Origin of the sequence: Kribbella speibonae, assembly GCF_004331375.1 — a bacterium.
Classification (GTDB): Bacteria; Actinomycetota; Actinomycetes; order Propionibacteriales; family Kribbellaceae; genus Kribbella; species Kribbella sindirgiensis.
Map to the genome: position 1 here is coordinate 1,019,319 of NZ_SJKC01000002.1, position 26,571 is coordinate 1,045,889.

At 69.0% G+C, this 26,571-nt stretch carries 29 protein-coding genes; 14 read left to right on the forward strand and 15 right to left on the reverse strand.

The window, feature by feature from the left end:
- The first annotated feature begins 113 nt into the window (after window positions 1-113).
- The 4 genes from E0H92_RS18125 (at window position 114) to E0H92_RS18140 (ending at window position 2,186) form a co-directional block, all read left to right on the forward strand.
- Window positions 114-629: a GNAT family N-acetyltransferase gene (locus E0H92_RS18125; protein ID WP_131497017.1), complete on the forward strand. Its 516-nt coding sequence runs from the start codon at window positions 114-116 to the stop codon at window positions 627-629.
- 68 nt (window positions 630-697) lie between these two features.
- On the forward strand, window positions 698-1,060 hold the full coding sequence (locus E0H92_RS18130) for a hypothetical protein (protein ID WP_131462479.1): 363 nt from the start codon (window positions 698-700) through the stop codon (window positions 1,058-1,060).
- A 38-nt stretch (window positions 1,061-1,098) separates the two neighbouring features.
- The gene (locus E0H92_RS18135) at window positions 1,099-1,653 is read left to right on the forward strand and encodes a histidine phosphatase family protein (RefSeq protein WP_238173480.1); all 555 of its coding nucleotides are present in this window, start codon (window positions 1,099-1,101) and stop codon (window positions 1,651-1,653) included.
- Window positions 1,654-1,892: 239 nt separating this feature from the next.
- Window positions 1,893-2,186: a WhiB family transcriptional regulator gene (locus E0H92_RS18140; protein ID WP_130380423.1), complete on the forward strand. Its 294-nt coding sequence runs from the start codon at window positions 1,893-1,895 to the stop codon at window positions 2,184-2,186.
- A gap of 38 nt (window positions 2,187-2,224) precedes the next feature.
- Here E0H92_RS18140 and E0H92_RS18145 read toward each other — a convergent pair whose 3' ends face one another.
- Genes E0H92_RS18145 through E0H92_RS45760 form a run of 6 tightly spaced genes read right to left on the reverse strand, consistent with a single transcriptional unit; the run spans window position 2,225 to window position 6,506 of the window.
- On the reverse strand, window positions 2,225-2,656 hold the full coding sequence (locus E0H92_RS18145; RefSeq protein ID WP_131497018.1) for a PLD nuclease N-terminal domain-containing protein: 432 nt from the start codon (window positions 2,654-2,656) through the stop codon (window positions 2,225-2,227).
- A 36-nt stretch (window positions 2,657-2,692) separates the two neighbouring features.
- Window positions 2,693-3,571, reverse strand: coding sequence for an ABC transporter permease (locus E0H92_RS18150; RefSeq protein ID WP_131497019.1), 879 nt, complete (start codon window positions 3,569-3,571; stop codon window positions 2,693-2,695).
- Window positions 3,558-4,331, reverse strand: coding sequence for an ABC transporter ATP-binding protein (locus E0H92_RS18155; protein WP_131462476.1), 774 nt, complete (start codon window positions 4,329-4,331; stop codon window positions 3,558-3,560). Before E0H92_RS18155 ends, E0H92_RS18150 begins: the two co-directional genes overlap by 14 nt.
- Before the next feature lie 15 nt (window positions 4,332-4,346).
- Window positions 4,347-5,417: an ABC transporter substrate-binding protein gene (locus E0H92_RS18160; protein WP_131462475.1), complete on the reverse strand. Its 1,071-nt coding sequence runs from the start codon at window positions 5,415-5,417 to the stop codon at window positions 4,347-4,349.
- 30 nt (window positions 5,418-5,447) lie between these two features.
- Window positions 5,448-6,365: a sulfite exporter TauE/SafE family protein gene (locus E0H92_RS18165; protein WP_131462474.1), complete on the reverse strand. Its 918-nt coding sequence runs from the start codon at window positions 6,363-6,365 to the stop codon at window positions 5,448-5,450.
- A gap of 42 nt (window positions 6,366-6,407) precedes the next feature.
- Window positions 6,408-6,506 carry a putative leader peptide gene (locus tag E0H92_RS45760; RefSeq protein ID WP_420323483.1) on the reverse strand — a complete coding sequence of 33 codons (99 nt, stop codon included), beginning with the start codon at window positions 6,504-6,506 and terminating at the stop codon, window positions 6,408-6,410.
- Window positions 6,507-6,660: 154 nt separating this feature from the next.
- Here E0H92_RS45760 and E0H92_RS18170 point away from each other — a divergent pair, with 154 nt between their 5' ends.
- Window positions 6,661-9,249 carry a family 78 glycoside hydrolase catalytic domain gene (locus E0H92_RS18170; RefSeq protein ID WP_238152740.1) on the forward strand — a complete coding sequence of 863 codons (2,589 nt, stop codon included), beginning with the start codon at window positions 6,661-6,663 and terminating at the stop codon, window positions 9,247-9,249.
- Here the strand turns inward: E0H92_RS18170 and trmB are convergent.
- The 4 genes from trmB to E0H92_RS18190 are packed head-to-tail and all read right to left on the reverse strand — an operon-like array spanning window position 9,227 to window position 13,710.
- Window positions 9,227-9,931 carry a tRNA (guanosine(46)-N7)-methyltransferase TrmB gene (gene trmB, locus E0H92_RS18175; RefSeq protein ID WP_131497020.1) on the reverse strand — a complete coding sequence of 235 codons (705 nt, stop codon included), beginning with the start codon at window positions 9,929-9,931 and terminating at the stop codon, window positions 9,227-9,229. The genes E0H92_RS18170 and trmB overlap by 23 nt on opposite strands.
- A gap of 10 nt (window positions 9,932-9,941) precedes the next feature.
- Window positions 9,942-10,376, reverse strand: coding sequence for an SRPBCC family protein (locus E0H92_RS45080; RefSeq protein ID WP_131497021.1), 435 nt, complete (start codon window positions 10,374-10,376; stop codon window positions 9,942-9,944).
- The gene (locus E0H92_RS45085; protein ID WP_131462470.1) at window positions 10,373-10,687 is read right to left on the reverse strand and encodes an ArsR/SmtB family transcription factor; all 315 of its coding nucleotides are present in this window, start codon (window positions 10,685-10,687) and stop codon (window positions 10,373-10,375) included. Before E0H92_RS45085 ends, E0H92_RS45080 begins: the two co-directional genes overlap by 4 nt.
- A gap of 38 nt (window positions 10,688-10,725) precedes the next feature.
- Entirely contained in the window at window positions 10,726-13,710 is a 2,985-nt protein-coding gene (locus E0H92_RS18190; protein WP_131497022.1) for a bifunctional [glutamine synthetase] adenylyltransferase/[glutamine synthetase]-adenylyl-L-tyrosine phosphorylase, read from the reverse strand.
- Between the two features lie 163 nt (window positions 13,711-13,873).
- Here E0H92_RS18190 and E0H92_RS18195 point away from each other — a divergent pair, with 163 nt between their 5' ends.
- Genes E0H92_RS18195 through E0H92_RS18200 form a run of 3 tightly spaced genes read left to right on the forward strand, consistent with a single transcriptional unit; the run spans window position 13,874 to window position 14,883 of the window.
- Window positions 13,874-14,368 (forward strand): hypothetical protein, encoded by a 495-nt coding sequence (locus E0H92_RS18195; protein WP_131462468.1) that lies wholly within the window; start codon window positions 13,874-13,876, stop codon window positions 14,366-14,368.
- A gap of 45 nt (window positions 14,369-14,413) precedes the next feature.
- On the forward strand, window positions 14,414-14,536 hold the full coding sequence (locus E0H92_RS45510) for a hypothetical protein (protein WP_272948809.1): 123 nt from the start codon (window positions 14,414-14,416) through the stop codon (window positions 14,534-14,536).
- Between the two features lie 59 nt (window positions 14,537-14,595).
- Complete coding sequence (locus E0H92_RS18200) at window positions 14,596-14,883, forward strand: YiaA/YiaB family inner membrane protein (protein ID WP_131462467.1); 288 nt, start codon at window positions 14,596-14,598, stop codon at window positions 14,881-14,883.
- Between the two features lie 31 nt (window positions 14,884-14,914).
- On the opposite strand, the gene glnA is transcribed toward E0H92_RS18200, so the two are convergent.
- Complete coding sequence (glnA, locus tag E0H92_RS18205; RefSeq protein WP_131462466.1) at window positions 14,915-16,255, reverse strand: type I glutamate--ammonia ligase; 1,341 nt, start codon at window positions 16,253-16,255, stop codon at window positions 14,915-14,917.
- A 115-nt stretch (window positions 16,256-16,370) separates the two neighbouring features.
- Between glnA and E0H92_RS18210 the strand changes: the two genes are divergently transcribed.
- Window positions 16,371-16,778 (forward strand): hypothetical protein, encoded by a 408-nt coding sequence (locus tag E0H92_RS18210; protein WP_131462465.1) that lies wholly within the window; start codon window positions 16,371-16,373, stop codon window positions 16,776-16,778.
- Here the strand turns inward: E0H92_RS18210 and E0H92_RS18215 are convergent.
- Window positions 16,704-17,627, reverse strand: coding sequence for an HTTM domain-containing protein (locus E0H92_RS18215; RefSeq protein WP_131497023.1), 924 nt, complete (start codon window positions 17,625-17,627; stop codon window positions 16,704-16,706). The two genes, E0H92_RS18210 and E0H92_RS18215, sit on opposite strands and share 75 nt — an antisense overlap.
- The gene (locus E0H92_RS18220) at window positions 17,624-18,094 is read right to left on the reverse strand and encodes a hypothetical protein (RefSeq protein WP_131462463.1); all 471 of its coding nucleotides are present in this window, start codon (window positions 18,092-18,094) and stop codon (window positions 17,624-17,626) included. The genes E0H92_RS18215 and E0H92_RS18220 overlap by 4 nt, the downstream gene beginning before the upstream one ends.
- 89 nt (window positions 18,095-18,183) lie before the next feature.
- On the opposite strand from E0H92_RS18220, the gene E0H92_RS18225 reads away from it, so the two are divergent.
- The gene (locus E0H92_RS18225) at window positions 18,184-18,816 is read left to right on the forward strand and encodes a peptidoglycan recognition protein family protein (RefSeq protein WP_202873679.1); all 633 of its coding nucleotides are present in this window, start codon (window positions 18,184-18,186) and stop codon (window positions 18,814-18,816) included.
- Here the strand turns inward: E0H92_RS18225 and E0H92_RS18230 are convergent.
- Entirely contained in the window at window positions 18,762-19,949 is a 1,188-nt protein-coding gene (locus tag E0H92_RS18230) for a DUF418 domain-containing protein (RefSeq protein WP_131497025.1), read from the reverse strand. The two genes, E0H92_RS18225 and E0H92_RS18230, sit on opposite strands and share 55 nt — an antisense overlap.
- Before the next feature lie 85 nt (window positions 19,950-20,034).
- On the opposite strand from E0H92_RS18230, the gene E0H92_RS18235 reads away from it, so the two are divergent.
- The 4 genes from E0H92_RS18235 (at window position 20,035) to panB (ending at window position 25,622) form a co-directional block, all read left to right on the forward strand.
- A complete protein-coding gene (locus tag E0H92_RS18235) occupies window positions 20,035-20,670 on the forward strand; it encodes a GNAT family N-acetyltransferase (protein ID WP_165549823.1) in 636 nt (211 codons plus the stop codon).
- A complete protein-coding gene (locus E0H92_RS44180) occupies window positions 20,667-21,188 on the forward strand; it encodes a P-loop nucleotide/nucleoside kinase family protein (protein WP_165549824.1) in 522 nt (173 codons plus the stop codon). Before E0H92_RS18235 ends, E0H92_RS44180 begins: the two co-directional genes overlap by 4 nt.
- A 52-nt stretch (window positions 21,189-21,240) precedes the next feature.
- Window positions 21,241-23,013 (forward strand): NAD+ synthase, encoded by a 1,773-nt coding sequence (locus E0H92_RS18245; RefSeq protein WP_131497028.1) that lies wholly within the window; start codon window positions 21,241-21,243, stop codon window positions 23,011-23,013.
- A 182-nt stretch (window positions 23,014-23,195) separates the two neighbouring features.
- Complete coding sequence (gene panB, locus E0H92_RS45645; RefSeq protein WP_338068866.1) at window positions 23,196-25,622, forward strand: 3-methyl-2-oxobutanoate hydroxymethyltransferase; 2,427 nt, start codon at window positions 23,196-23,198, stop codon at window positions 25,620-25,622.
- On the opposite strand, the gene E0H92_RS18255 is transcribed toward panB, so the two are convergent.
- Window positions 25,619-26,518 carry an aldo/keto reductase gene (locus tag E0H92_RS18255; protein ID WP_131497029.1) on the reverse strand — a complete coding sequence of 300 codons (900 nt, stop codon included), beginning with the start codon at window positions 26,516-26,518 and terminating at the stop codon, window positions 25,619-25,621. The two genes, panB and E0H92_RS18255, sit on opposite strands and share 4 nt — an antisense overlap.
- Window positions 26,519-26,571: the final 53 nt, after the last annotated feature.

Below are 26,571 nucleotides of genomic sequence, written 5' to 3' on the forward strand. Positions count from 1 at the left end.
CGGCTCTGGTGTCTGCGGTAGGGCGTCAGCAATCGGCTGAGTCGCCCGGCACCAGGGCCGGCCACTCAAAAAATCGCCAATAGCTGCGCTTCACGAGGACGACAATAGCACCCATGAACATCCGTACCGCCCATCGAGACGAGCTGCCCGCTCTCCAGGACCTCGAACTCGCCGCCGGAGTGCTCTTTCGCGAGATCGGGATGACGGACGTCGCGGAGCATCCGCCGCCCGCAGTGGAGGTGTTCGAGGAGTACCGCGCGGCCGGGCAGCTGTGGGTGTCGGTGGACGACGCCGACAAGCCGACCGGGTTCGTGTTCGTGAAGCTCGTGGACGGCGGCGTACACATCGAGCAGGTCAGCGTGCACCCGGACCAGCAGCGGCGCGGGATCGGGCGGCAGCTGATCGAGTACGTCGACGGGTGGGCTGCTGGGCAAGGTTGGAAGGTGCTGACGTTGAGCACGTTCCGGAGCGTGCCGTGGAACGCGCCGTACTACGCGCGGCTCGGGTTCACGGAGATCCCGCAGAACGAGTTGACGCCCGGTCTGCGCGAGATCTCGGCGGCCGAGACCGCGTTCGGACTGGACCCGGCCGAACGGATCTTCATGCTGCGGAAAGTTGCTCGGGAGTAACCAGCTGCGGTGCCTCTTCGTTGATGCCTGCAAGACCGGATCGAGACATCGGGGAGTGCAGCAAGGTGGTGAGGCCGCGGACCTTCGAGTTGGTTCGGTACCGGGATCCCAGTGGCGTGTCCGGGACCGGCGTGGTGGCGGAAGGGTGTGAGTTCACCGACGGCTCGGTGGCCCTGCGCTGGCGCGGCGACAACCCGGCGACGGCCGTCTGGCCGAACGTCGACGCGATCCTGGCCGTGCACGGCCACCAGGGCGCGACCGAGATCCGCTGGATCGACGCCCAGGCTGCACAGACCTCGCCGGCGGCGCCACGGGCCGGTCTCGACAACCTCTTCGACGAGCTGCACCAGGTGCGGCCGCCGACGTCCCTTTCCGACTCGCCGCCGCCCGGCCACACTCGTGGATGGGCGGGGGCCCGCCACCTCAGGTAGAACATGCCCGTGACGCAGATCCACTCCAGGCAACGCCCATGCCCGTGACGCAGGTCTATCTCGTCCGGCATGGTGAGCCGGACTACGAGCCGGTCGACTCCCGGGGCTGGCCGGGGATGGCGGCCGACTCCGCTCCGCTGACCGCTCTCGGGATGAAGCAGGCCGAGGAGCTCGCCGACCTGCTCGCCGGGATCCGCGCGACGTACCTGGTCAGCTCCCCGTTCACCCGGTCGCTGCACAGCGCCGCGATCATCGGCCACCGGCTCGCGCTCGGCGTCAAGGTCGACTACGACCTGCGCGACTGGTTGCCGGACCGCACCGGTCTGTGGCGCAGCGCCGCCGACGTCCGCGCGGCGCAGGCCGAGTTCGAGGCGTACGACGGAGAGTGGCCGGACGGGATCCAGCGACCTTGGGAGCCGCTGTCCCGGGTCCGCGAACGCGCCCGCGCCGCCCTCGCCCGGCACACCGCCGGCACCGACGGACCGGTATTGGCGATCACGCACGCGACCGTGATCCGCGCCCTGACCGGCGAACGGGACACCCCGCACGGAGGCCACGAGTACCACCGGTTCGACCCCGAAATCGGTGCCTGAGGCATCTGCACGTGCAGACGACTTTGCACCGTTAAAGTGACTCATGTCACATCAGGTGATGACGTGAACACACCCGCCGCCTGAAATCCGCCGATCACGGCCCGCTACGGCACTCTTCACAACTTCTGCGATAACGAATGGCCCGAACTTCGAGACAACAAGGGTTGAACTCGCTCTGAGATGAGCATAGTTTTCACCGAGCGCCCGTCCGCGCTTACGGTGAGTCATAGGAGGTTGCCATGTCGAGAGGGATGCCTCGCCTGCCCCGCCCGCTCATGGATCTGTGGGACTGGCAGTCGCAAGCCGCATGCCGGGACGTCAACCCGGAACTCTTCTTCTCACCCGAATCGGAGCGTGGCGTTCGCAAACGCGCCCGCGAGATGGTGGCCAAGTCGCTCTGCGGCACCTGCCCGGTCCAGCCCGAGTGCCGCCAGCACGCCCTCGCCGTCGGCGAGCCGTACGGCGTCTGGGGCGGCACCACGGAGTCCGAGCGCGACAACACCCTGCTGCCCGAGCACCGGAAGTCCGCCTAGTCCACGCAGTCGTCGTCGTAAGGCCTGGGGTTGAAAACTCAGGCCTTACCGTCGTCGGTCTCGGACGGGGAGTCCTCAGACCCCTTCGTGTCCTTGGGTTCCTTCGGTTCCTTCTGTGCCTTGGGTGGTTTCGGTTCGTCCGCCGGTTCCTCGGGCTCCGGCGGCCGCACGGTCGTGCGCGGGTCCCGGTAGCGGTCCAGTGACTTGAGGAAGTCCGGATCGTCGTCGGGCGCCGGCGGCCGCGCGGCAGGCTTCGACGGTTCACGCCGTACGACGCTCTCCTTGCGGTTGGCGTACGCGCGCGACATCAGCAGCCAGACGATCGGCCCGGCGAACGGGACGAACACGATCAGCACGATCCACAACAGCTTCGGCAGATGCGGCACGTCTTCGTCAGGTGTCTGGATGCACGAGAACAGCGCGTAGACAGTCAGCACCAGGCTGATCAGGAACGGCAGAAATCGGACCACGTTCCAACAGTACGGCCACTACGGGCACAGGTCGTCTCAGCGGGCGGAGGCGGTGAGTCCCCGGGCGCGGAGTACCGAGTTCTCCAGCGGCCGGAACACCAGCAGTTCGATGCCGACGCCGACCACGAAGATCAGCACGATCCCGGCGAACACCATCGAGATGTCCGACAGCGACATCCCGTTGTGCAGGAACTGCCCGAGGCCCTCGCCGAGCTCCGGCGACGTCGCGATCAGTTCGGCCGCCATCAGCGACCGCCACGAGAACGCCCAGCCCTGTTTGAGCCCGCCGAGGAAGCCGGGCAGCGCGGCCGGCAGCAGGATGTACCGGATCCCGCCGAACCGGCCCGCGCCGAGCGCCTTGCCGACCCGCGGCAGGATCGGCGGCACCTGGTCGAGACCGGACACCAGCCCGTTCGCGATCGACGGCACCGCGCCGAGCAGGACCACCCAGTAGATCGCGCGGTCGTTCAGCCCGAACCACAGGATCGCCGCCGGCACCCACGCCACCGACGGCAGGCTCTGCAGCCCCGACACGAGCGGCCCGACGCCGCGCCGTACGACGCGGATGTTTGCGATCGCGAGCCCCAGCGGTACGGCGATCAGCAGCGAGATCGCGAACCCGATGACGGCCCGGTGCACCGACACCCAGAACAGCCCGACGATGTCACCGCTGGTCACGAGCTGCCAGATCTGTCCCCACACGGCGGCCGGCGCGGGCAGCTTGAACTCGGGCCAGAACGCGGCCGCCCACAACGCCTGCCAGATCGCGACGAACACGACGATCGCCCCGACCGGTGGCAGCACCCGGCCCGCGATCCGGCGTACCCGGGAGCCCTCGGTCGCGACGACCGGGGTGTCGAGGGCGTCCAGACCGGCCTCGACGGCACCCTCGTCCTGAACCTCAAGCTGCGGCATGACTGCTGATCACCTTGCGCAGAGCGGTGTTGATCTCGTCCACCGCGTCGGTCGTGTCCTCGACATCCCACTGCCGTACGACGCGCCCGGGACGCGACGACAGCAGTACGACGCGTTGCCCGAGCCGCACCGCTTCACGGACGTCGTGCGTGACGAACAGGATCGCCGTACCGGTGGCGCGCCAGATCCGCAGCAGCTCACCCTGCAGAACGTCACGGGTGATCGCGTCGAGCGCCGAGAACGGCTCGTCCATCAGCAGCAACGACGGCCTGCCTGCAGCAGCACTGTCCGTCGTGGAGGCGAGCGCTCGGGCCAGAGCGACGCGCTGCCGCATGCCGCCGGACAGCTCGTGCGGCCGCTTGTCGCCGAGACCGGCGAGCCGCACCAGCTCCAGCAGCTCCGCGGCCTTGGCCCGCCGCTGCGCCTTCGGCACACCGGCCATCCGCAGCGGAAGCTCGACGTTCCCGGCCGCCGTCAGCCACGGCATCAGCGCGGCTTCCTGGAAGACGACCGCGGGGCGTGACGAGTTCAGTTCGATCCGGCCGCTCGTCGGCCGGTCCAGACCGGCGACCAGGTTGAGCAGCGTGGTCTTGCCGCACCCGGAAGCGCCGAGCAGGCAGACGAACTCGCCGGCCCCGACCTCGAGATCGACGCCGTCCAGCGCGACGACCGCCTTCCGGCCGCTGCCGAACGCCTTCCCTACTTGATGAAACCGCACTGGGCTGAGCTGACTCGGCGGTGCGTCGACAGTCGCGGTCATCGCGCTCTCCTCTACTTACTTAGCGTCGAGGCCGGCGGCGTCGACCGCCGGCTTGCCTGCTTGGCTGAGGACCTCGTTCAGCGGGCCGAGGTCCGCGAAGCCGGCGACGTTCGGCGCTTCCTTCGCGATCCCCGCGGTCACCTGATCCTTCGCGAGCTGCGGGAACGTCGCGGCGATCGGGTCCGCGGTGATCTTGATGTGCTCCCATGCCCGGTCGATGACCGCGGGCTTCAGCGCCTTACCGGTCGCTTCCTTGAGCTGGTCGTTCACCACGGTCTTCGCCTGCGCGGCGTCCGACGTACTGAAGTCGATCGCCGCATTCAGGCCCTTCAGCAGCGCCGTCACCGTCGCCGGGTGCTCCTTCAGGAACTGCGTCCGGACGATCAGGACGGTCGTCGGGAACTGCCCGTCGGGCCACAGCGAGGCCTCGTCGAGCAGCACCTTCGCGCCCGCGTCCAGGACCAGCCGGGACGACCAGGGCTCGGGCAGCCAGGCAGCGTCCACGTCGCCCTTCTTGAACGCGTCCAGCGTCTGCGCGTTCTCCAGGTTCGTCACCTTGACCTTGCCGGTCAGCTGATTCCCGGCCAGCCACTTCTTCAGTGAGACGTCCTGGGTGTTGCCGAGCTGCGGCGTGACGACGGTCTTGCCGACCAGGTCGGCAGGCTTGGTGATCGTCGGCTTGACCACGAGTTGCGCGCCGCCGGACGTGGCTCCGGCGATCAGCCGGACCGCCTCGCCGTTCGACTTCGCGTAGGCGTTGATCGCGGGGCCAGAGCCGATGAAGGACGCGTCCAGCGAGCCGCCGAGCAGCGCACCGACGGCCTCGGGACCCGCGTTGAACTTGGTCGGCACCAGCTTCGTGCTGCCGAGTTCCTTGGTGAACAGGCCCTTGCCGAGACCGACCAGTGCGGCGGCGTGGGTGACGTTCGGGAAATAACCGAGCCGCAACTCGGTGGCGGGGCCCTTGTCGGCCGACGCGGCGGCGGACGACTCGTTGCCCTCGGCGCGCGAGCAGCCGGCAGCGGCAACGGTCAGCGCCAAGGCGGCAGCGAGCAGGCGGAACGGACGGAAGGCGGAGATGCTCACAGGGACCTCTGACTTGAAGGGAGGTGAAGTTCAGGAAACGGGCTCGAGCTCGTTCTCGTCGAGGAGACGCTCGGCCTCGTGTACGGCACTGGCGGTACGGCGGGCTTGGACGCGGACGCCGTACGTGACGATCGCGGCCCAGCCCAGGACGAGGGCCGCGTAGACGGCGTACCGGGGACCGGTAGTCACGTCGAGGCCGTTCAGCACGGTGCGGGCGTTGGTCAGGATCAGCACCAGGCCGACGCCGACCCCGAGCCAGCGGGTGGCCAGCCGGGACACCAGCCAGGCGGCCAGCGGGGCTGCGATCACGCCGCCGATCAGGAGCGCGGCGACGATGTCGAACGGCAGGTGCTTCCCACCCAGCCCGAACAGGAACCCGATGCTCGCGGCGACCGAGACCAGGAACTCGGCGGCGTTCACCGAACCGACGGCCCGGCGTGGCGCCAGCTTGCCGCTGGACAGCAGCGCGGAGTTCGCGACCGGACCCCAGCCGCCGCCACCGGTGGCGTCGATGAAGCCCGCCACCAGACCGAGCGGGCCGAGGAACCTCCCGGCCGGACGGCCCTCGATCACCGCGCGGACCTTCCCGGTACCGAACCGGACCAGGATGTAGACGCCGAGCAGGAGCAGCAGACCGGCCACCCACAGGGACGCCGACTCGGTCGAGAGGCTGGACAGGAACGTCGCGCCGGCGAACGCCCCGACCGCGCCGGGGGCCCCGATCAGCGCGACCACGCGCCAGTCCACGTTGCCGAACCGCCAGTGCGACAGGCCCGAGGCGAGCGTGGTGCCGACCTCGGCCAGGTGGACCGAGGCGGACGCGATCGCCGGGGTGATCCCGGTGATCAGCAGCGCGGTACTGGCGGTGACGCCATAGGCCATACCGAGGGTGCCGTCGACGAGCTGGGCGATCGAGCCGAGCAAGGCGATCAGGATGAGACGACGCACAGAAGTACTCCTACGGATCGGGAAGGAGACGGGCGGAGAGAACTACGCCGTCGCCCGACAACCCGAGGAGTTCACGCGCAGCAGATCGACGTGCCGGCGCCGTGTCAGGGCGTCTCCGGGCGCGTTCGTGATCAGCTGCATAGGACTATGAAAGCGGACAAAGTCGAGCAAGATGCTCAGGTTTCAGCATTTGGACCTGTCAATCAGTTACCGAGACAACCGATCACAGGTGATCATCGGCCGGATCTGGTCAGACGGTTGAAAGCAGGGCGCGCGGCTGCCTACGGTCCTCAGCGTGCTGACTCCTCGATCTCTCAAGACCGAGTACGCCGCCCAGCCGCTCGGCGTCGACGTCCCCCGGCCACGGTTCAGTTGGGTCGCCGTCGCACCCGGGTACGGCGCGACGCAGACGGCGTACCAGATTCTGGTCGCCTCCGCGCCGGAGCTGCTGACGCCAGAGAGTGCCGACGTGTGGGACTCGGGCCAGGTCGAGTCGGCGCGGACCTTCGGGATCGAGTACGGCGGCCCGGCGGCGGCGCGGACGCGCTACCACTGGACCGTCCGGCTGTGGTCCCCGGACGAGGTCGGCGAGTGGGCCGAGCCGTCGTGGTTCGAGACCGGACTGCTCGACGAAGGGTTCGGCGCCGCGCAGTGGATCGGCGGCACGACCGACAGCGCACCGCTGCTCCGGCGTGGGTTCACAGTCGATGGGACCGTGAAGCGCGCCCGGCTCTACGCGAGCGGTCTCGGCTACGCGGACCTGCGGCTGAACGGTCACGCGGTCAGTGACGCGGTCCTCGATCCCGGGTTCACGGCGTACGACCGCACCGTGCTTTATGTGACGCATGACGTGACCTCGCTCGTGCGAGCCGGCGACAACGTGGTCGGCGCCGAACTCGGGCGGGGCTTCTTCGGACTGACCTCGGTGAACGTCTGGCGCTGGCACGACGCGCCGTGGACCGCCGACCCGCGGCTGATCGCCCGGCTGGTCGTCGAGTACGACGACGGCCGCATGGACGAGCTGGTCACGGACGGGACGTGGCGCATCACGGGCGGTCCGACGCTCTCGGACTCGCTGTACACCGGTGAGACGTACGACGCGCGACGCGCGCTGCCCGGCTGGGACGCGCCCGGGTTCGACGACTCCGCCTGGCCCGCGGCGACGGTCGTCGAGGCGCCCGCGGGGAAGCTGACCGCGCAGGCCCACGAGCCGATCCGCGTGATCGAGACCGTCGACCCGGTCGAGGTCACCGAGGTCCGCCCGGGCGTGTGGATCGTGGACTTCGGACGGACCGTGGCCGGCTGGACCAGGCTGACGACCACCGCGCCGGCCGGGACGACGATCAGCCTCACGCACGGCGAGACGGTTGCCGATGGCAACGTGGCGGCGTGGAACGTGCACGTGGACGGCGACCGGATCCAGCGCGACGAGTACATCGCGGCCGGTACCGGGGTGGAGAGCTGGGAACCACGGTTCTCCTACAAGGGGTTCCGGTACGTGCAGGTCGAGGGCGCCGCGGCCGACGTCCAGCTGCGGGTGGTGAACTCGGATGTCTCGTCGGTCACCCGGTTCGCGTCGACGCAGGCGCCGTACGAGCAGTTCGAGCAGGCGATGCGGCGGACGATCCTGAGCAACCTGCACGGGATCCCGACCGATACGCCGTACTTCGAGAAGAACGGGTGGACCGGCGACGCCCAGGTCGGCGCGCCGACGATGCTCGCGACCCTCGATCTGGCGCGGTTCTTCACCAAATGGCTCGGCGACATCCGGGACAGCCAGGCCGAGTCCGGGCAGCTCCCGGTGATCGTGCCGAGCAGCGGCTGGGGTTTCACCGACCTCTCCCCCGCGACCGAATGGCCGACCGTCTATCCGTTCCTGCTGCGCGAGATGTACCGCTGGTACGGCGACGAGCGGCTGCTCCGCGAGCACTGGGACTCGCTCACGCGGTATCTCGCGTGGGAGCTGGACCGGGTCGAGGACGGGTTGTCGGTGAGCGTTCTCGGCGACTGGCTGCCGCCCGGGTTCGGGAGCGGTCCGGCGCCCGAGGACCGGCGGCTGACGGGTACTGCGTACCTCTACCGGGCGCTCGTGGTCGCGGCGGAGATCGGTGAGCTGATTGGGCAGGCCAATGAGTACCGGAAGGCGGCGGAAGGGCTCGCCGACGGGCTGAACCGGGCCTTTCTCGATCGGGATGCCGCTCGCTACCGGTCCGCGGACGATCCGGACTACCGGCAGACGTCGAACGCGGTGCCGCTGGCCTTCGGGATCGTGCCGGACGAGTTCGTCGAGCGGGTCGCGGCCGGGCTGGCCGCCGACGTCGAGGCGCGTGGTTTCCATCTCAACACCGGCTGCCTGGGCGTCGGCGTACTGCTGCCGGTACTGACCGCCCGCGGGTACGGCGACGTGGCGACGAAGGTCGCGCTGCAGCGGAGCTATCCGAGCTGGGGCTACTGGTTCGACCTCGGCGCGGACACCATGTGGGAGAAGTGGGAGGACGACTCGCGGTCGCGCAACCACTACTTCCAGGGCACCGTCGTGCAGTGGATCTTCGAGAACGTCGCCGGGCTGCGCGTCGTCGACGCCGGCAGCGAGCGGATCGTCGTACGGCCGGATGCCCGCGACGAGGTGGACTCGGTGAGCATCCGCACCGAGACGATCCGCGGACGGGTGGCGGTCTCGTGGAAGAAGACGGGACGGGTGCTGTCGCTGGACGTGCAGGTGCCGGTCGGTACGACGGCCGAGGTACAGGTGCCGTCGGAGCGCGCCGCGGACGTCGACGCGGTGCCGCGGGCGTTCGCGGGCACGCCGACGTACGGCGAGGGCTACACCGTTTACACCGTCGGCGCCGGGCAGTGGTCCTTCACGAGCCGCTCCGCTTCGTGAAGATGAGGTCGCAGACCTCGCGGCCCTCGGCCTGCGCGCGGGACTCGAACTTGGTGACCGGCCGCCACTCGGGGCGCGGGGCCCAGCCGTCGTACTCGTTGCGCAACGACGGCTCGGCCGCGCACACCTCGAGCATGCGGTCGGCGTAGTCCGCCCAGTCCGTTGCCAGGTGCAACGTCCCGCCCGGCTGCAGGCGATCCGCGATCAGCGCGACGAACGGCGCCGTGACCAGCCTGCGTTTGTGGTGCCGCTTCTTCGGCCACGGGTCCGGGAAGTAGATCCGTACGCCGGCCAGCGTGCCGGGAGCGACGTGATCACGCAGGAAGTCCAGCGCGTCGCCCTGCAGCAGACGGACGTTGCCGAGGTCGTACTTCTCCACCCACAGCATCAGCTGCCCGAGACCGGCCGGGTAGACCTCCGCGGCCACGTGATTGACCTCGGGCGCCGCGACCGCGAGCTGTGCGGTCGCCTCGCCCATCCCAGAGCCGATCTCCAGCACGGTCGGCGCTTCCCGTCCGAACCAATCGGCCAGATCGAGTGTGCCGGGCGGCAGATCCTCCTGGGTCCGCCCCAGGCCGGACCAATGGGACTGCCAGACGCGCTTCTGCCCAACCGTCATCCGCACACTGCGGCGGACGGTGCTGTACACACCTGGCTGCCTGATCTGATCCGTTGGTCCCACCAGGTGAATTCTAGGAGAAGGTGATCTCCAGGGTTCGGGAGGTCTCCAGGTAGGTCTTCAGGTTGGCGAGGATCGGGGCCCAGCCGTTCCGCCAGCCCTCGACGGTGTCCTCGGTGATCCCGTCGTGCACGACCTGCAGTTTCACCACGTTCTTCCCGGCCGGCTCGATCGTGAACGTCACCCGGCCCGGTGCGTCCGTCTGCGTCTCGTTCTTGAAGGTGTACGCGAGCGTCTTCGGCTCGTCGTACACGAGAACCTCGCCGGAGTCGGTCAGGCTGTCGTCCGCGCTGTCGAAGAACCGGACCGGCGAGCCGATGGTCCAGTCCGACTCGATCCGGCGGCCGAACCAGTACTGCTCGGTGAAGGCCGCCGAGGTGAGCGCCTCCCACAACTTCTCCGGGGTGGTCTCGATGTAGGTCACGTGAATCATCGCGGGTTTGCTCATGTCTCCTCCTCTAACGCCGCCTTCAACGCGCTGAGCGCACGCAACTTGTCGCGTTCGTAGTTGCTCAGCCACCGCTCGGCGATCTCGTTGATCGGAACCGGGTTCAGGTAGTGGAGTTTGTGGCGTCCGCGTTTGACCGTGACCACGAGGTTCGCGTCCTCGAGGATCCGCAGATGCTTGGTCACGCCTTGCCGGGTCAGGTCCGGCAGCAGCTCGCACAGCTCCTGAAGACTCTGCCCGTTGCGCTCCCGCAACGCGTCCAGCAACCGCCGCCGGCCGTCATCGGCCAACGCCTTGAACACCAGCTCCACGCCTCCGACAATAGGCAACCAAAAAGTTGCCTGTCAACCTAGTCGTCCCAGAAGAGGCGGGCGACGGTGTTGTGGGCGCGGCGGGTGGTGCGGAGGTAGTCGTCGGAGAAGCGGCCGGACTCGCCCGGCGGGTAGCCGCAGATCTGGGCCACCGCGGCCAGGTCACGCGGATCGCGCGGCAGGGAGTCGCCGGGGCGCCCGCGGACCAGCATGATCGCGTTGCGGATCCGGGTGGCCAGCACCCACGCCGCTTGCAGCGTGTCGGCCTCGGAGGGGTCGACGAGGTTGGCCTCGACCCCGGCCCGGAGCGCGGCCAGCGTGCGCGTCGTACGCAGCTCAGGAACGCGATGCGCCTCGCGGAGCTGGAGGAGCTGAACGGTCCACTCGATGTCGGCGAGACCGCCCCGGCCCAGCTTGGTGTGCGTACTCCGGTCGGCGCCGCGCGGCAGCCGCTCGGCGTCGACGCGCGCCTTGATCCGGCGGATCTCCATCACGTCCCGCTCGCTCACCCCGTTCACCGGGTAGCGCAGCGGGTCGATCAGCTCACGGAACGACGCGCACAGATCGGCGTCACCGCACAACGGATCCGCGCGGAGCAGCGCCTGCGCTTCCCACACGGCCGACCAGCGGGCGTAGTAGGAGGCGTACGACGCCAGCGTCCGGACCAACGGTCCTTGCCGGCCCTCGGGGCGCAGGTCCGCATCGATCGCGACGGCCGGATCGGCGCCGGGCAGCGACAGCATCCGGCGCAGCTCGGTCGCCGCCTGGGTCGCGAAGTCCGTCGCCTTCTTCTCGTCCGCGCCCGGCAGCGGGTCGTGCACGAACATCACGTCCGCGTCGCTGCCGTATCCGAGCTCGTGACCGCCGAACCGGCCCATCGCGACGATCGACATCCGGGTCGGTTCCGGCTCACCCTTGGCGACCGCCTTCTTTGCTACTTCGAGCGCTGCCGTCAGCGTGCCGACGGAGATATCGGTCAGCCCGTCGCCGACGGTCTCGACGTCCAGCAGCCCGGACAGATCCGCCGCGGCGGTCCGGAACAGTTCACGACGCCGTACGGCGCGGATCGCGGCGACCGCGGCCTCCGGCGTGTCCTGGCGCCTGGCGGCCGCGGACATCTCGGCGAGCAGGGCCTCCTGAGTGCGCGGCGTCAACTCCCGCTCGTCGGCGAACATCGCGGTCGCTTCCGGGGCGCGCTGCAACAGGTCGACGGCGTACCGGCCGCTGGCCAGCAGGTGCGCCAGCCGCTCGGCCGACGCGCCCTCGTCGCGCAACTGGCGCAGGTACCAGGGCGTCGAGCCGAGGGCGTCGGAGATCGTGCGGAACGCAAGCAGACCGGCGTCCGGATCGGGTGATTCGGCGAACCAGCCCAGCATCGCGGGCAGCAACGCCTTCTGGATCGACGAACGCCGCGAGACCCCTTCGGACAGGGCCTCGATGTGCCGCAGCGCAGACGCCGGATCGGCGTACCCGAGGGCGGTCAGCCGCTGCTTCGCCGCCTCGGGCGTCAGGCGTACTTCGTCGCCCGGGATCCGCGCGACGGCCGCGAGCAGCGGGCGGTAGAACAGCTTCTCGTGCAGGCGCCGTACCTCGAGCGCGTGCTTCTTCCACGCCGCGGTCAGATCGGTGATCGGGTTCTTGGTGAAGCCGAGCGAGCGGCCGAGGCGCCGCAGATCGGCCTCGTCCTCCGGGACCTGATGCGTACGGCGCAGGCGGAACAGCTGGATGCGGTGCTCCATCGACCGCAGGAAGCGGTACGCGTCCGCGAGTACGGCGCCGTCCGTGCGGCCGACGTACCCGCTGGCCGTCAGGGCTTCCAGCGCGACCAGCGTCGTACCGCTGCGCACCGAGTCGTCACTGCGACCGTGCACGAGCTGCAGAAGCTGTACGGCGAACTCGACATCGCGCAATCCACCGGGACCGAGCTTCAGCTGGCGGTCGACGTCCGCCGCAGGAATGTGGTCGATGACGCGCCGGCGCATCGCCTGGACGTCGGCGACGAAACCTTCGCGGTCGGCGGCGGACCACGTGAGCCGGCCGATCTTCTCGGAGTACTCACGACCGAGCTCCTGATCGCCCGCGACCGGGCGAGCCTTCAGCAGGGCCTGGAACTCCCAGGTCTTCGCCCAGCGCTGGTAGTACGCGAAGTGGCTGTCGAGCGTGCGGACGAGCGGACCGGACTTACCCTCCGGCCGAAGCGCGGCGTCCACCGGCCAGAGCGTGCCCTCGCCGGTGTGAGCGGAGCAGATCCGCATCGCGGCCGCGGCGAGCTGGGTCGCGGTCTTGAGCGCCGGCAGCTCCGGTTCGTCCTCGAGCGGCTCGGCGACGAACAGCACGTCGACATCGCTCACGTAGTTGAGTTCCCGGCCGCCACACTTGCCCATGGCAATGATCGCGAGCCGGCAATCGGCGGCGCTCGGATGCGCGGCGAAGTACTCGTTGCGGGCGATGTGCAACGCGGTCTCGAGCGCTCCCCCGGCGAGATCCGCGAGGACGGCGGCGACCTCGTCGACGAGCAGCCCCTCGGCGAGATCCCGGGCCGCGAGCCGGAGCAGCAAGCGGCGGTACTCGACCCGCAGCGCGTCAACCGGGTTCTCCGCGTCGACGGCCGTCGCGAGCTTGGCGGCGACATCCTCCAGCGACGGCCGCGCACCCGCGAGCGCGGGGTCGGCGAGGTCGTACCAGTGCCGTGGGTGTACGCCGAGATGCCTCCCGAGCGCCTCGCTCGCGCCGAGCACGTACACGAGCCGGCGGCGGAACCCGTCGTCCATCTCGAGGGTGCGGGCGAACGCGGCGAGGTCGTGCTGGTTGCGGTGCAGCGCCTCGGCCATCCCGCACAGACTCTGCAGCGCGAGATCGGGATCGGCCGATTCGGAGAGCGTCGTGATCAGCTGCTCGGTGGCCAGCGGACTGTGCGAATCCAGCGCGTCCAGGTCCTCGAGCATGCCGGCCGCCCGCCGCGGGTCCTCGAACCCCAGCCGAACCAGCCGGCCCTCCCACGACCCCCGACGCCCGTCAGCCACCCCCGCAGGCTACCCAACCCCACTTTGTGCACCGGATCCGCGTCCCGCGGCGCTCAGGGCACGGATCCGGTGCACAAGGTCGCGGCTGAGTTGCGGCGGGATTGCGGTGAATACACGGTGTCGTGTAGCGGACGCGGTCAGTAGTCGGGCATGATGACTGTCCATGGTGATGATGACGGGGTCGCTCGCCGTGCGCGGCACGGTGGTGTGGTTGACGCCCCAGCAGGGCGGACGGGTCTCCGGCCCGCCGGAACCGGACTACGACTACGACTACACGGCGACCGCGTATCTCCCGCCCCGCACCCCCGACGACGGCCAGGCCGGCCTCGCGCTGCGGCACTTCTCGCCCGGCGCCTGGCGGACCCCGGCGGACGGAATTCTCGTTCCTGCCAAGGGAAACCGCGCCCAGCAGGTGGTCCCCGGCTGCATCGTCATCATCACCGAAGGCGTCCGCCCCGTCGGCTTGCTGACTGTCGAGGAAGTGCACGCCCTGGCCCCCGACGGTACGCCGATCGTGCTCGCCTCCCCGTCGCGCGAAGCAACCGTCGAGGCCACACCGCCCGCCGCCGAGCCGCCGTACCGGCACTCGACTGCTGCCGCCCGCTGGGCCTCGCAACACGCCTCCGACGACAGCCCGTCCCAGCCCGCCGGAGTCTGAACACACTCTGTTGCTCAACGGGTACTCAGTGTTACCTTCAGGAGTATGCGTCTCTGGAAACGGGTCGTCGCAATTGTCCTGATCGCCGCCGCGGCACTGGCCATCGAAGGCTGGACCGCCCGCGCCGAGCCCCCTGCGCCGTTGCCCGAAGCAACACACCGGTTCTGATCGGTCAACTGAGTGATTCTGCTCATGCCCCGGGCCCGCCGCCGGTGGACGATTCCGTCATGACGAAGAAGATCCAGCCGCAACAGACCGCAGCGTTCTACGTCCAGGCGATAGCGTCCTTCGGGATCTCGGTCTCGGCCATGACCCTCGCCGTGGCCTATCTCCCCGCCCAGCCCTGGGTACGAGCGTTCCTCGCCCTAGGCCTGTTGTACGTCGTGACGTCAACAGTCGTCCTGTGCAAGGTCGTCCGCGACCGCCAGGAAATCTCCGAGGTCACCAACCGAGTAGACCAGGCCCGCCTCGACAAACTCCTCACCGAACACGACCCCTTCAAACCAGCCGCCTGACGCGTGCGTTTCACCTGCGGCCGGCGGGGGTTTAGAGGACTGGGAGGAGTTTGTTGAGTTCGAAGGGGGTTACTTGGCGGCGGTAGTCCTGCCATTCGGCGCGTTTGTTGCGGAGGAAGAAGTCGAAGACGTGTTCGCCGAGGGTTTCGGCGACGAGTTCGCTGTCTTCCATTGCGCTGATGGCTTCGGCGAGGCTGCCGGGGAGGGGCTTGATGCCGAGGGCCTTGCGTTCGCGGGGGGTCAGGGACCAGATGTCTTCCTCGACCTCGACCGGCAGTTCGTAGCCTTCCTCGATCCCCTTGAGGCCGGCGGCGAGCATCAGCGCGAAGGCGAGGTACGGGTTCGCGGCCGAGTCCAGTGAGCGGAACTCGACCCGCGAGGACTGGCCCTTGTGCGGCTTGTACATCGGCACGCGGACGAGCGCGGAGCGGTTGTTGTGACCCCAGGAGACGAACGACGGCGCCTCGTCCCCGACCGCGAGCCGCTTGTACGAGTTCACCCACTGGTTGGTGACCGCGGTGATCTCGGCCGCGTGGTGCAGCAGGCCGGCGATGAACGCGCGCCCGGTCTTCGAGAGCTGGTACTGCGCGCCGCCTTCGAAGAACGCGTTGCGGTCGCCCTCGAACAGCGACATGTGGGTGTGCATCCCGGATCCGGGCTGGTCCGACAGCGGCTTCGGCATGAAGGACGCGTAGATCCCTTGCGAGAGCGCGACCTCCTTCACCACGACGCGGAACGTCATGATGTTGTCGGCGGTCGACAGCGCGTCGGCGTACCGCAGGTCGATCTCCTGCTGCCCCGGACCGCCCTCGTGGTGGCTGAACTCGACCGAGATGCCCATCGACTCGAGCATCGTGATCGCCTCGCGGCGGAAGTCGTTGCCGATGCCCTGTGGTGTGTGATCGAAGTACCCGGAGGAGTCGACCGGCTCCGGCGTCGTACCGACCGGGCCGTGCAGCGACTTGAAGAGATAGAACTCGATCTCAGGATGCGTGTAGAACGTGAACCCGAGATCGGCCGCCTTGGACAGGGTGCGCTTCAGCACGTGCCGCGGGTCGGCGAACGAGGCCGAGCCGTCGGGCATGTTGATGTCGCAGAACATCCGCGCGGTGCCCATGGTCTCGCCGCGCCAGGGCAGGATCTGGAACGTCGACGGGTCCGGTTTGGCCAGCATGTCGGCCTCGGTCACCCGGGCGAAGCCCTCGATCGCGGACCCGTCGAACCCGAGTCCTTCCGCGAACGCGCTCTCCAGCTCCGCGGGCGCCACGGCCACCGACTTCAGGAACCCGAGCACGTCGGTGAACCAGAGCCGCACGAAACGTACGTCGCGCTCCTCCAGCGCGCGCAGTACGAACTCCTGCTGCTTGTCCATCAGTCCACCTCTCACGAGCTCAAACTCGGCGTCTCTCACAGTGTGCCCCGCGCTTGTTAAGCAGACGTTACGTGGCACAGCGGACATGACCGCGTCCAGGGCCTAGCGTGTCCCCGTGCAGACGATCTTCCACGCCGCCCTGATCGTGGCGGCGGTCCTCTGCCTCAGCGACCTGATCGTCAGCACTGCCCGGTTCGCGCAGTCGCTGCGGCGGAAGCGACCGGCCGAGCGGGACGTGCTCGGGCGCCGCTGGCTGCCGATCCCGGAGCTCGGGTTCGGGATGTGCGCGTTCTGCTGCCCGGGTCTGGTCACGCTCGGGCTGACGCAGCACAACGCCGACAACCTGCCGACCCGTCAGATCCTGCTCGCCGCCCTGGTCTTCGGGTACGCCGGCGCCGTGCTGTCCCGGGTCGTCCGGACCCCAGGACCCGGCGGACGCCGGTTCAAGCTACGCGCCGGCCTGCTGCTCGGCCTGCCGGCCGTGTTCGGCCTGGTCTTCGGCCTCTCGGGCATCGCGGTCTGAGCCGTCTGAGCGGGCTGCGCGGGCCCGGTACCACGGGACGACGCGCTCCAGCGGCGCGAACGCCAGCCAGCAGACGACCGTCGGCAGGAAGTGGATCAGCAGGATCGCCGTGTTCGCCGCGTGGAACCCGATGAAGAACAGCGCCCCGAACAGCTGCCAGCGCCCCTTGAGCCACAGGATCACCGGCGAGCAGAACTCCCCGATGATGCCGACCCACTGCATCACGTGCAGCACCCACGGGTAGTGCAGCAGCCACTCCCCGACCGGATGCGGCCGCCGCACGATCGCCCAGGTCAGTACGGCGCTGCCGGGCCAGCTCAGCGCCCATCCGGCACTGCGCAGTTTCGCGACCGCGGACAGGAAGTACGTCGCGATCACGCTGATCTGCACGCACCGGATCGCCCACCCGGCCGCCTCCGACCGGGTCTGGTCGCCGTACGACGCGATGCCCCGGCGGCCCGCCTTCACGGTCGGGAGGACCCACAGCGCGATCACCAGCGCGAGGTGGTCGTGGTCGACCTTGCCGTCGCTCATCCCGATCAGCACCCACCACGTGAACGCCGGCGCGACGATCCAGCCGGCCATGCGCGGGAAGTAGTTCGTCGCCCCGATCAGGCACGCGACGATGAGGACGACGTACAGGACGGTCGTGTTCGCGACCGAGGGCTTCGGGAGGTCGAGGAGCCGGGCCAGCAGCAACGGCTGGTACAGCCCGGGGTGCTCGCCCTTGTCGCGGGTGTCGCGGACGAAGGCGTGCATGTCGAGGATGACGAACAGGTACAGGATCGTCCGCAGCCAGGCGATCCGCGCCAGCGCGATCATCGGGGTGAACCAGTTCGCGATTCTCATCGGCGTACCTCCCAGGTCGCGAGCACCTGGGACGTCGGCGGTCCTTCGACCCGGCCCTTCACCAGCTGGGTCGTGTCGCGGATCAGTTCGAGCTTCACGTACTTCGGCTGGTCGGGATGTTTGCGCGCCCACCCGTCCGCGACCTGCTGCAGCAACGACGGGTCCTTCACGATCTCCCCGGCCCGCGCCTCGATCTCGGCCCGGGCCACCCCGGCGCCCTCGATGTTCAGCGGTACGTCGACCGTGGTGCCGGCGTCCGTGACCGCGCTGACCCTGGTGTAGTCGATCTTGGCGTCGTCCGGCACCGACATCGCGTACTGGGACATCGGCCCGAACGGCCAGGCGTCGTCGCTGGCGCGCACCGAACCGTTGATCAGCAGACCGATGCCGGCGACCGCTACGAGTACCCGTAGTCCCTTGCCGACCCGCCCCACCCGCACCACGTCCGGTGCCTGACCCTCTGTCACCACGTCATTAGATCATTCCGGTTTGGAGGGCTCGTCGGTAGGGGATTTTCTATAACATGACCGCCCCAGAAAATTTCCAACATGCCCGGGTGTCCCGGCGTACGATCCTCGGCGCGACCGCCGGCGGCGTACTGCTCGGAGGCCTCACCGTCCCGACCGCAGCGCACGCCGCCCCCGCGCCGCGCTGCTACACGCGCACCGAATGGTCGGCGCGCCCACCGAAGTCCGCGACGCAGGTGATCGGCAAACCCGACCACATCGTCATCCACCACACCGCGAGCCCGAACGTCACCGACTACTCGCTCGCCGCGGCGTACAAGGTCCAGCACTGGATCCAGGACCTGCACATGGACACCAACGGCTGGATCGACATGGGCAACCAGCTCACGATCAGCCGCGGCGGGTTCCTGATGGAGGGCCGGAGCAAGTCGTTGTCGGCGATCAACAACGGGCAGAACGTGCTCGGCGCGCAGACCGCGAACCACAACAGCCACACGATCGGCATCGAGCACGAAGGTATCTACGTGAGTCAGGACGTGACGGTCGCGCTGTTCGACATGTCTGTGCTGACGTGCGCGTGGTTGTGCACGAAGTACGGCCTGGATCCGCACGCGGCGATCGTCGGGCACCGGGACTACAACACGACGCAGTGCCCGGGCGACGTGTTCTACGCGCGGCTCCCGGAGTTGCGGGATCGCGTCGCGGCGGTCCTCTTCGGCTGATAGGTGATCCTGCGGATCAGCAACTCGAACGGCCCGCGGTGGTTCGCCCTTCGCATCCGGTCGGTGAGCAGTACGGTCGCCAGCCAGGTCGCGACGGCGAGCAGAGCTGTCGTGGTCGTGGTGAGGGTGTCCGACAGGTCGAGCAGGTACGGCGTGAACACGGCCGCCCAGACGACGGACTGGGCCAGGTAGCACGTCAACGATCGTTGTCCGACGGCGGCGATCGCCACGGTCACGGGGCCTTGGCGGTCGCCCAATCGATGCGCGATCAGGACGATGAGCGCGGCGTACCCGAATCCGCCGAAGACGCCGGTTGCGTCGTGCAACGGTCCGAGGATCGTCACCGCGTGGTCGCTCGGCCGGGTGAGTACGCCGCCGACGACGAGTGACATCGGGAGGGCGCCGAGGATCGCGATCGTGAGACCGAGCAGGGCCGTCGTACGCAGCAAGGTGAGGTGCTCGGCCGGGCGTTCCAGGATCCGGCGGCGGCCCGCCCACAGACCGATCAGGAACGGCGTGACGAAACCGATCCAGCCGAGGCCGGCGATGAACGGCTGCACGACCAGCCGGTCGGGGAACTGGCTGAAGAAGGTTGCCGGAAGCATCGAAGGATCGGGTCCGTCGGCAGAGCCCGCGAGCGAGTCGCCACTGGGCAGAGCGGTGAGGACGAGGACGAGCGCGGCGACGAGGAACAGCCAGCGGTCCTTCCAGCGCAGGGCCCAGACGCCGAGGAACAGCAGTACGCCGTACGCGGCGAGGATGTCGCCGATGTAGAGCAGCATCGCATGCAGGAAACCGAGTACGACCAGGACGAGGCTGCGGCGCCACAGCAGCTTGCGGATCGGCCACCATTCCTTACCGGTCTCGCGTTGCCGGCGAACGATCTGCGCGACGCCGTACCCGAAGAGGACACCGAACATCGGGAACGCGCGACCGTCGACGAGCGTCGAGATCAGCAGACCGATCCCACGGTCGACGGGCGATCCATCCGTCGGGAATCCGCCGAAGTACTCGCGGCCCGCGACGAAGTAGTGCGAGTTCGCCAAGGCGATGAACAGCAGCATGAAGCCGCGCGCGAGGTCCGGGCCCAGCGCGCGTTCGCTCAGTCCGGTCGGTCCGCCCTGGGTGCTCATGGTTCCCAGTGAATCCGCGCGGCGCCGGCGGTACATCCGACGAAAGTCCCTGCCAGGTGAACCTTCGTCGCTGTTCCATAGATCCATGGAGGCCCTGACTCGTTGGCAGCGCGGGTGGTCGGCCTCCCGCGGGTGGACCGACGTCCAGCGCATCGACGACGTCACCGTCGTCCGGATCGGTGAACCGCAGCGGCGGGTCGAGTACGTCGCGACCGAGCAGCACGCCACCGCGGCGGCGCATCTCGCGCTGACCGATTGCAATCCACCCGGTACGTCGTGGCTCGCGATCACCGGCCCCGCGGATCGCGTCGCCGCGGACCTGGCGCCGCTCGAGATCGTCCGCACCGATTGGCTGATGACCGTCAGGCTCGCCGACCAGGTGTCGTACCCCGTTCCCCCGCCGTACTCGCTCGAACTCTCCGCCACGCCGTCCGTGGTCGAGGCACAGGCCTTCGGGTACGGCGAGATCGCAGCCGGCGGACGGATGGCCGTGCTGCACACCGGCGCCGTCGCCGACATGATCCAGACCGATCCCGCCCATCGCCGCCGCGGTCTCGCGCGGGCCGTCATGACCGCCCTCGCGCACGCCGCCCGACGCCGCTCCGCCACGACCGCTTACCTGGCCGCCTCCGCCGAAGGCCGCCGTCTCTACAAGTCGCTCGGCTGGACCACGCTCACGCCCCTCGTCGTCGCCCGCACCTCGCTAACGTCGTCACGGTGAAGCAGATCATCGCGTTCACCGGACTCCCGGGAACCGGAAAGTCGACGCTGGCCGAACAACTGGCTACCGAAACCGGAGTCCCGGCTTTCGCCGGCGACTGGTTGCTCGGAGCCCTCAGACCGCACGGCGTCCTCGGCGGTCTCGACCGTCCGGCCTTCCTGGCGATGTACTACGACCTCCTGGGGACCCTCGCCGAACGGCAGCTCATGCTCGGGCAGTCGGCGATCCTCGACTGTCTCGTCAACGAGGAGATCGCGGAACGGTGGGGCGAACTGGCCGCGCGGTACGACGGACAGTTGCGGATCGTGGAGTGTGTCTGCAGCGACGAAGGCGAGCACCGCCGGCGACTCGAAGGGCGGCGGCGCGGTATCCCCGGGTGGCACGAGGTGGGGTGGGATCACGTGCTGCGGATGCGGAGTGAGTACCCCCAGTTGGAGAGTGCGCGGCTGACCGTGGACGCGATGGAGACGGTCGAACGCAACCTCGGACTGGTGCGGACTTTCCTAAGGCATTCGTAAGAGGTCGGTGATGGGCGTGGGGCCGGGCCCGGCGACCCAGTAATGTGCTCTCGTGCCTCAGCTTCGGGTAGCGCTCGCTCAGCTCAATGTGACCGTGGGTGACATCGACGGGAACAGCGACAAGATCGTCGCGTGGACCCGGAACGCGGTCGAGCGCGGCGCGCACGTGGTCGCGTTCCCGGAGCTCGGGCTGACCGGGTACCCGGTGGAGGATCTCGCCCTGCGCGCGTCGTTCGTGGACGCCTCGCAGCATCGGATCCACACGCTCGCGCAGCGGCTCGCCGACGAAGGACTCGGCGACATCGTGGTGATCTGCGGATACCTCGACCGGGCCGGCGGTACGGCGATGGGCATCGACCGCCTCGGCCGTCCGAAGGGGTCCCCCACCAACGCCGCCGCCGTCATCCACCAAGGCCGCGTCGTCACGAGCGCCGTCAAGCACCACCTGCCGAACTACGGCGTCTTCGACGAGTTCCGGCACTTCGTTCCCGGCAACACGCTGCAGGTCGTCCGCATCCACGGCGTCGACGTCGCCCTGGTCATCTGCGAGGACCTCTGGCAGGACGGCGGCCCCGTCGCCGTCACCCGCGAAGCCGGTGCCGGGCTCCTGCTCGTCGTCAACAGTTCGCCGTACGAAGCCAACAAGGACGACGCCCGCGGTGATCTCGTACGGCGCCGCGCCCGCGAGGCCGGCTGCGCGCTCGCGTACGTGAACCTCGTCGGCGGCCAGGACGAACTGGTCTTCGACGGCGACTCGCTGATCGCCGATGCCGACGGGGCGATCTTCGCCCGCGCACCGCAGTTCGAGCAGGGCAGCATGGTCGTCGACCTCGACCTCCCGGCCGCTTCGGGGACGCCGTCCGGCACCCACGAAGGTATCGAGATCGTGCACACAGTCCTGCACGAGGACGAGCTCCCGGCGTACGACGCGATCGAGTCGAACATCGCGCCGCGGCTGTCCGACGAGGCCGAGATGTACGGCGCGATCGTCACCGGGCTGCGCGACTACGTGCAGAAGAACGGCTTCAAGTCGGTGCTGCTCGGGCTGTCCGGCGGTATCGACTCCTCGCTGGTCGCCGCGATCGCCTGCGACGCGATCGGCGCCGAGCACGTGTTCGGGATCTCGAACCCGAGCGTGTACTCCAGCGACCACTCCAAGGACGATGCCGCGGACCTCGCCGCCCGCACCGGCCTGAACTACCGCGTCGTACCGATCCAGCCGATGGTGCAGCCGTTCCTGGACACGCTCGGCCTGACCGGGCTCGCCGAGGAGAACCTGCAGGCCCGGGTCCGCGCGGTGATCTGGATGGGGTTGTCGAACGCCGACGGCCACCTGGTACTTGCCTGCGGCAACAAGTCTGAACTGTCCGTGGGCTACTCGACGATCTACGGCGACGCGGTCGGCGGGTACGCGCCGCTGAAGGACGTCCCGAAGACCCTCGTCTGGCGGCTCGCGAAATGGCGGAACGCCGACGCGAAGGCCCGCGGGCAGCAGCCGCCCATCCCGGCGAACTCGATCGCGAAGCCGCCGTCCGCCGAGCTCCGCCCCGGACAGCAGGACACCGACTCGCTGCCGCCGTACGACCTGCTCGACGACATGCTGGACGACTACGTCGAGCAGGACCGCGGCAGTGCGGAGCTCGTCGCAGCCGGGTTCGAGACCGGGCTCGTCACCCAGGTGATCCAGCTCGTCGACCGGGCTGAGTACAAGCGCCGGCAGTACCCGCCAGGCCCGAAGATCACCCACAAGGCGTTCGGCCGGGACCGCCGGCTGCCGATCACGAATGCATGGCGTGAGGACGCACGAAAGGCGGCCGAGCACTGAGCGACTCCTGGCGGTACCGCCCATCCCAGCCTGACAACGGTGTGCAGGATCAGTCGTGGGGCTCCAGCGAGGAGACCCACGACCGGTCCGGCCTGCCCAAAGAGCGTTACCGCGACGATGTGAGCGATCGCTCACCCACAGGCGGTGGCGCTCACCCTCCGCATCGGTGGGACGATGAAGGCATGGTTGACAACTTCCTGTCGGCCGGTACCCAGGGTGACGACGAGGAGTTGCCCTCGCCGTACGGGACCGGACCGGCGAACCGGGCAACCGAGGAACACCGCCGCTCGGACGACGACGACACCTGGCGCTCGGACTACGACGCTGCCAGGTCCTCGTGGGGTCTTGACCCGTCACCGTCGCTGCCGAACGCACCGCGGACGTACGAGCGCGGGCCGGTCCCGCAGCAGCCGTACGTACCGAAACCGCCGTACCTGCCCAGTGCGCCGCCTCCTTCGCAGCAGCCGCCGCGGGTCGAAAGGGCCGAGCGATCTGAGCGGGCTGAGCAGCCGGAGCGGCGGGAGTACTACGGGGAGTCGCGGGAGGAGTCGTACGGGCGGGAGTACCAGGAGCAGAACCCGTTCCGGCCGCAGCCGCCGGCGCAACAGCCTCCGCAGGCACCGCCGCACGGGCGGCCTAGTCCGTTCGGGCCTGGATCTGGGTCCAATGGCGCGGCGGGTGCAGGGCAGCCGCGGCCGGCTCAGCCGCCGGCGCCTCCGGCTTCGGCTTCGGGTGGAAGCGGTACGCCGCAGCGCCCGCCGCAGGCGTCCAACGGCAGCACCAACTGGGGCAGCCCGGCGCCGCAGAACCCGTTCGCTCCGCAGCCTCCGGCGGCGAGCAATGGGTTGAACCACAGCTCGAGCAACGGGCACGGGTCGAGTAACGGGCTCAGCAGCAATGGGTTGAGTCCGCAGCAGCCGCCGCGGCCCCCGCAGCGTCTCCAGCCGCCGGACGCACCACGTGCCCAGGAGGCCGGTCGGGGCCAGGAACCACCGCGTCGGTACGAGCCGGGCCCAGGCCCAGAACCCATCTGGAGCCACGACCGCGTCCCCGAACCACCCCGCCAGCAGGAAGACACCCGCAACACCGAAGACGCCCAACGGCGCGAGGAAGCTCAGCGGCGCGAAGAGGTCCAGCGACGCGAGGAAGCCCAGCGACGCGAAGAGGCCCAACGGCGGGAAGAGGCACAGCGCCGCGAAGAAGCTCAGCGGCGGGAAGAAGCTCAGCGGCGGGGTTCGGTTGAGCGGGGGCAGGGTGAGGAGACTCGGCCTCAGGAGATTCGGCTTCGGCCGGACGCGGCTGGTGTGCGCGACAACGGGTATCTGTCGGACCCGAGTGCCGAGTACGAAAGCAACGCACCGGTCAGCGACGAACCTGTTGGTACGCCGGCCGGCGACCAGCCGCACGTACCAGGCGCAGCACGCCCGATCGGCGCCCGCCGGCGCGCAGGCGTCCAGCAGGACGCCCCCAGCCAAATCTCGTCAGAACAAGCAACCTCCCACCGAGCCGGCCGCCGCGCCCAACCAACCCAACCCACCCCCATCGCAGGCCCACCAGCTGCAACCGCAGGCGAAGCACCGGCCCCGAATGCAACCACTCCACAGACCACCAACGCATCCGCCGGCAGCACCACCCAGGCAGGTGCGACCCCAGCTAGTGCAACCGTCGCCAGCCCGTCTGCAGCCGCAACCGGAGCAGGTGCGGCTGCTGCTCCGGTTGCGGCAGCGGGTGGTGAGGGTGAGGTTTCGCCGTACGGTGGTGGTGCTGGAAAGCAGGCCGGCCAAGGTGCGGCTGCTAGTGACGGTGTGAAGCGGCCGCGGCGGTATCGGATTCATCATCTGCGGGACTTCAAGAGCCGTGGTGAGAAGTGGGCGATGCTGACGGCGTACGACCAGTACACCGCCGAGATCTTCGACCAGGCCGGCATCCCGGTGCTGCTGGTCGGTGACTCCGCCGCGAACAACGTGTACGGCTACGACACCACCCTCCGGGTGACGGTCGACGAACTCATCCCGTTGGCGCGTGCGGTGTCCGGAGCAGTCGAGCACTGCCTCGTCGTCGCGGACCTGCCGTTCGGTTCGTACCAGGCATCACCGGAGCAGGCGTTCCACACCGCAGTGCGCTTCATGAAGGAAGCGGGCGTCCACGCGGTGAAGCTCGAAGGCGGGCGGACCGTCGTACCGATGGTCGAGAAGCTCACGCAGTCCGGCATCCCGGTGATGGCGCATATCGGGTTCACCCCGCAGAGCGAGCACAGCATCGGCGGGTACCGCGTGCAGGGCCGCGGCGATCAGGCAGCCGGTCTGATCGACGACGCCGTGGCGCTCGCCGAGGCCGGAGCGTTCTCGGTGGTGCTGGAGATGGTCCCGGGCGACGTCGCCGCGGAGATCACCAAACGCATCCCGATTCCGACGATCGGCATCGGCGCCGGCCGCGACACCGACGCGCAGGTGCTGGTGTGGCAGGACATGGCCGGCCTGCGCTCGGGCACCATGCCGCGCTTCGTCAAGCAGTACGCCGACCTCCGCGGCATCCTCACCAGCGCGGCCACGACCTACGCCTCCGAGGTCGCCTCCGGCGCCTTCCCAGGAGACGAACACACTTTCTAGATCCAGGGCAGGGACGAGCGTTCGGTCCAGTACTCCTCGGGTTGCTGGACGAACTCGGCGAGCGGGCCGTCCGTGCGGTACGCGAGGTTGCTGGCCAGTTGGGCCGTCGTGGTTGCTCCGCTGAGGACCACGTCGGCCCACGGCTGAGCGACCGCTGCGCCGACGGCCAGCGCATCAGGTGCGACACCATGCTGGTGGGCGAACTCGTTGAACGGCGTCTCGCCGGCGCGGGACGTCAAACGGCCGTTGGCGACAGCCTCCTTCACGACGACGAACCAGCCCGCATCGTGCGCCTCCGCGAGCGCCGGTCCTGCTGACGTCTCCAGAACGTTCCACGTGGCCTGTACGGCGGAGAACGGCGTACCGGAGGACAACGCCTTGCGCAGCGTCTCGGCCTGTCGTGGACCGCTGGTGGACAGCCCCACGCGGACACCGGAGTCGGCGAGTTCGCGCAGCCGATCGAGCAAGCGCTTGTCCTCGAGGGCGGGGCTGTCGGACGTCAGGCTGTGGACGAGGTAGAAGTCCGGAGGCCCACCAAGCGCTTGCAGGGTCTCCGGCCATTGGCGTTCGAACGTCGCGAGGCTGTGGTCCTTCACCTCGTGCGTCGCCACGTCGTGCCGCCAGTCGGCGACGTACGTGTAACCCCACTTCGACCCGACGGTCATCGCGGTACGGCGTTCTGGTGTGATCCACTCTCCGAGGAACTGTTCGGCAAGACCGTACGAACGCGCGGCGTCGAAGTACCGAACACCTGCCTGCCAGGCCTGCTCCAGCAGCTCATGTGTCCGCACCCGCAGGTCCTCGACCGCACGTCGCGGCGGCAGGTCCTCGTCGTGCCCGAGATTGATGTAGCCGGGACGCCCGAGGGCTGCGAGACCGAGACCGATGCTTGCCATGTTTCGATCGTAGATGTCCACAGCAACCATGTGAGACGCGCCGCAGCACCCGA

Excerpts from the sequence above, each read along its gene's own strand:
- E0H92_RS18125 (WP_131497017.1), top strand. The coding sequence starts at position 114 with ATGAACATCCGTACCGCCCATCGAGACGAGCTGCCCGCTCTCCAGGAC.
- E0H92_RS18230 (WP_131497025.1), bottom strand. The coding sequence starts at position 19,949 with ATGAGCACCCAGGGCGGACCGACCGGACTGAGCGAACGCGCGCTGGGC.
- panB (WP_338068866.1), top strand. The coding sequence starts at position 23,196 with ATGGTTGACAACTTCCTGTCGGCCGGTACCCAGGGTGACGACGAGGAG.
- E0H92_RS18235 (WP_165549823.1), top strand. The coding sequence starts at position 20,035 with ATGGAGGCCCTGACTCGTTGGCAGCGCGGGTGGTCGGCCTCCCGCGGG.
- E0H92_RS18200 (WP_131462467.1), top strand. The coding sequence starts at position 14,596 with ATGACGAAGAAGATCCAGCCGCAACAGACCGCAGCGTTCTACGTCCAG.
- E0H92_RS18195 (WP_131462468.1), top strand. The coding sequence starts at position 13,874 with ATGGTGATGATGACGGGGTCGCTCGCCGTGCGCGGCACGGTGGTGTGG.
- E0H92_RS45080 (WP_131497021.1), bottom strand. The coding sequence starts at position 10,376 with ATGAGCAAACCCGCGATGATTCACGTGACCTACATCGAGACCACCCCG.
- E0H92_RS18135 (WP_238173480.1), top strand. The coding sequence starts at position 1,099 with ATGCCCGTGACGCAGGTCTATCTCGTCCGGCATGGTGAGCCGGACTAC.
- E0H92_RS18155 (WP_131462476.1), bottom strand. The coding sequence starts at position 4,331 with ATGACCGCGACTGTCGACGCACCGCCGAGTCAGCTCAGCCCAGTGCGG.
- E0H92_RS18150 (WP_131497019.1), bottom strand. The coding sequence starts at position 3,571 with ATGCCGCAGCTTGAGGTTCAGGACGAGGGTGCCGTCGAGGCCGGTCTG.
- E0H92_RS18140 (WP_130380423.1), top strand. The coding sequence starts at position 1,893 with ATGTCGAGAGGGATGCCTCGCCTGCCCCGCCCGCTCATGGATCTGTGG.
- glnA (WP_131462466.1), bottom strand. The coding sequence starts at position 16,255 with ATGGACAAGCAGCAGGAGTTCGTACTGCGCGCGCTGGAGGAGCGCGAC.
- E0H92_RS18255 (WP_131497029.1), bottom strand. The coding sequence starts at position 26,518 with ATGGCAAGCATCGGTCTCGGTCTCGCAGCCCTCGGGCGTCCCGGCTAC.
- E0H92_RS45760 (WP_420323483.1), bottom strand. The coding sequence starts at position 6,506 with ATGCAGCTGATCACGAACGCGCCCGGAGACGCCCTGACACGGCGCCGG.
- E0H92_RS45510 (WP_272948809.1), top strand. The coding sequence starts at position 14,414 with ATGCGTCTCTGGAAACGGGTCGTCGCAATTGTCCTGATCGCCGCCGCG.
- E0H92_RS18215 (WP_131497023.1), bottom strand. The coding sequence starts at position 17,627 with ATGAGAATCGCGAACTGGTTCACCCCGATGATCGCGCTGGCGCGGATC.